This window comes from Acidimicrobiales bacterium (genome assembly GCA_036491125.1).
Classification (GTDB): Bacteria; Actinomycetota; Acidimicrobiia; order Acidimicrobiales; family AC-9; genus AC-9.
This window is the reverse complement of the sequence record DASXCO010000149.1, coordinates 1-3,637: the sequence shown is the minus strand read 5'-3', so window position 1 is coordinate 3,637 and position 3,637 is coordinate 1. Positions and strand designations below refer to the sequence as shown.

At 73.5% G+C, this 3,637-nt stretch carries 3 protein-coding genes; all 3 read left to right on the top strand.

Annotated features, from left to right (window positions below; all coding sequences use genetic code 11):
• On the top strand, positions 1 to 541 hold a 541-nt coding region (locus VGF64_11700), incomplete at its 5' end, for an SCO6880 family protein (protein ID HEY1635415.1).
• Complete coding sequence (locus tag VGF64_11695) at positions 538 to 1,791, top strand: hypothetical protein (GenBank protein HEY1635414.1); 1,254 nt, start codon at positions 538 to 540, stop codon at positions 1,789 to 1,791. The genes VGF64_11700 and VGF64_11695, both read left to right, overlap by 4 nt.
• Before the next feature lie 59 nt (positions 1,792 to 1,850).
• Positions 1,851 to 3,637, top strand: a 1,787-nt coding sequence (locus tag VGF64_11690; GenBank protein HEY1635413.1) for a type IV secretory system conjugative DNA transfer family protein, incomplete at its 3' end; no start/stop codon positions are given.

The window sequence follows — 3,637 nt, the reverse complement described above, 5'->3', positions numbered from 1 at the left end:
GGCGGGGGCCGGTCGGTCGGTGGCCAGCTGGCCCTGGCCACTGGCGTCCGAAGCGAGCTGGTCGGGCTATCGGACCGACGGGACATGCCACGCGACCTACTGGGTGGCCGAGTGGCCGCGGGTGGACGTGGGTCCCGACTTCCTGCGACCGCTGCTGCTCCAGTCAGGAGCGAGGCGCACGGTGTCGGTGACGATGGAGCCCGCCAGCCCGTCCCGGGCGACCCGCGAGGTCGAGCATGCCCGGACGGCCGACGTGGCCGATGCCGAGCTGCGGCGTCGGGCCGGCTTCATGGTCACCGCCCGTCGGCGGCGCGAGCAGGAGGTCGTCGCCCATCGGGAGACGGAGCTGGCTGACGGCCACGCCCAGTACCGCTTCTCGGGCTACGTGACGGTGACCGCCGACAGCTTTGACGAGCTGGAGCTGGCCGCCGGACGGGTCGAACAGGCCGCGGGACAGGCCCACCTGGAGCTGCGGCGCCTGTACGGCGAGCAGGACCGGGCGTTCACCTGGACGCTTCCACTGGGACGGGGTCTGGCGTGACACCGGCCGCCCATCGCGTCACCACGGCCCAGCTGGGCGCCGCCTACCCGTTCGTCTCCGAGGGCGGCCTTGGTGGCCGGGGCGTCCTGATCGGACGGGACCTGCTCGGCGGGTCGTTCACCTACGACCCCTTCGAGCTGTACGCCAAGGGGGCGCTGACCAACCCCAACATGGTGGTCATCGGCCAGATCGGGCGGGGGAAGAGCTCGTTCGTCAAGTCCTATCTGTGGCGACAGTCGCTGTTCGGCCGGCGGGCGTGGGTCGTCGACCCGAAAGGCGAGTACGCCGATCTCGCCCGGGCGTGGGGCGTCGAGCCCGTGTGCCTTCGTCCCGGCGGATCGATCCGGCTCAACCCCCTCGACGCCGCCAACGGTGACGACCGGGCCCCCGAGCTGGCGAGCCGCCGGCGCTCGGAGCTGCTCGCCTCGTTGGGCACTGCCTGCCTGGGCCGACCGCTGCAGCCCAGGGAGCGGGCCGCGGTCGATCTGGCGGTGGGGGCGGCGCGCCGAGTCGGTGGCGACTCGACGACCCTGCCCGCCGTGGTCGACGCCCTGCTCGCGCCGACCAGGGAGGCGGCCGAGGCCATCAGGACCGACGTCGACACGCTGGCGGGTGACGGCAGAGACGTCGCCCTCGAGCTGCGCCGTCTCGTCCACGGTGACCTGAGCGGGATGTTCGACGGGCCGACGACGCCGGGCCTGGACCTCGACGGGTCACTCGTGGTGCTCGACCTCTCAGCTGTCTACGGCTCCGACGCCCTGGGCATCCTCATGACCTGTGCCACGGCCTGGCTGCAGCTCGCCCTCTCCAGGAGGGACGGCCAACGTCGCATCGTCGTGGTCGACGAGGCGTGGGTGATCCTGACCAACCTGGGCGTGGCGCGCTGGCTCCAGGCCGCGTGGAAGCTCTCTCGCGCCTTCGGTGTGGCCAACGTCGCCGTGCTCCACCGGCTTTCGGACCTCGGTGCTGCCGGCGCCGCGGGCTCGGAGCAGGTGGGCCTCGCCCAGGGCCTCCTCTCCGACTCCGAGACCCGGGTGGTCTACGGCCAGCCCCCGGGAGAGGTGGAGTCGGCCGGCGCCCTGCTCGGGCTGACCAGCACCGAGGCCGACCTCCTCCCCCAGCTCGGTCGGGGAGTCGCCCTCTGGAAGGTGGGCCAACGTTCCTTCCTGGTCGAGCATCATCTCGCCGCCAGCGAGCGGCCCCTCGTCGACACCGACGCCGTCATGGTCGGCCCGGGAGGCCGTCGATGAGGCCCTCCGCGGACGCGGCTCGGACCGGGCGGGGAGCCCGTTCCCGTGCCGCTGACTCTGTGGCAGCGCCGTCCGACAGCGCGCTCGTCGCCCTCGCCGGCGTCGTCGCGATCGCGGAGCTGTTGTGGTGCGCAGGTCAGCTGGCCGGTTGGCTCGCGACCGGGACCTGGCCCCGAGTGTCGCCGAGCAGCGCGCCGGCGCTCATGATCGGCCTGGTCGAGCGCCCCGGACGGCCCTGGGCGAGCTGGCCGCCGCCGTACCGGGGGCTCGGCGCCACCGAGCTCTATCTCGTCCTGGTCGCGGTCATCGCGGCCGCCGCAGGCCTCGCCTGGCTGGTCGCGGCCGGGTGGCGCCGATGCGCTGGCGACGCGCCGATGTCGCGTGCCCGGTCGCGCTCCGCGGCGTGGGCCCGGAGCCGGGAGCTGCGGCCGCTCGTCGTCCGGAGCAGCCTGCCGGGCCGCGTCACCCTCGGGCGCGCCCCGGGCGGCGGTGCCAGCGTCCGGCCGCGCTACCTGGCCGCCGAGCCTCGGCAGTCGGTCATCGTGGTGGGACCCACCCAGACCCAGAAGACGACCGGCTTTGCCGTGCCGGCGCTGCTCGAGTGGGCGGGTCCCGTGCTGGCCACGAGCGTGAAGACCGACCTCGTGCAGGACACGATCTCGTGGAGGAGCCGCATCGGCGAGGCGTGGGTGTACGACCCAGCGGCCAGCACCGGACTGCCGGCCGCGTCGTGGTCGCCACTCGAAGCCAGCACCAGCTGGCTCGGTGCCCGCCGGATGGCCGAAGGCCTGTGCACGGCGGGGCGGGCCCACCAGGGGACGGGGCTGACCGACGCCGACTTCTGGTACGCCACGGCGGCCAAGCTCCTGGCCCCGCTCCTGTTCGCCGCGGCCCGCACGGGACGGGGCATGTCGGAGGTCGTGCGGTGGGTCGACGAGCAGGACGTCGGCGAGGTCGCTCTCGTGCTCGAGGCGATCGGCGATCCCGATCCGCTCCAGGCGGCGCGCGCCACCTGGCAGCGCGACGAACGACAGCGCAGCTCGGTGTACACCACGGCCGAGACGGTCCTGGACGCGTTTGCCGACCCGACCATGTCGGTGCACGGCAACCGGGCCGATATCGATCCGGATCGCCTGCTCGACGGTGGCCACCACACGCTGTACGTCTGCGCCCCCGCCCACGAGCAGCAGCGTCTTCGGCCCGTGTTCGCGGCGCTCGTCACCCAGATGCTCACGACCGCCTTCGATCAGGTCGCCGCCCAGCGCCGCCCGCTCGAACCCCCGTTGCTGGTGGTGCTCGACGAGGCGGCCAACGTCGCCCCGCTGGCGGAGTTGGACGTCCTCGCGGCAACCGCCGCCGGTCACGGCATCCAGCTCGTGACGGTGTGGCAGGACATGGCCCAGATCTCCACCCGCTACGGGGAGCGGGCTGCCACCGTGGTCAACAACCACCGGGCCAAGGTCGTCCTCTCCGGCATCTCCGACCCGGCGACGCTCGATCATCTGAGCCACCTGGTGGGCGAAGAGGAGGTCCTCCAGGTCTCGACCACGACGAGCGCCGAGGGAAGCGTCTCGACCACGAGGTCGACCAGCCCCCGACGCCTCGCCCCCGCCGACACCCTGCGACGCATTCGACCCGGCCATGGCGTCCTCGTCTACGGCCACCTGCCGCCGGCCCGCCTGGTGCTGCGGCCCTGGTTCGCCGACCGCCGCCTGGCCCGCCGGGCCCGGCCGCCCGAGTCGACCAGCGCGACTCAGCCGGAGATGAAGCTGAGCCTGGCCCGCCGCCGCCGGTTGTCGGCGTTGAGGTCGACCATCACCACGCTCTGCCAGGTACCGAGCGCCGG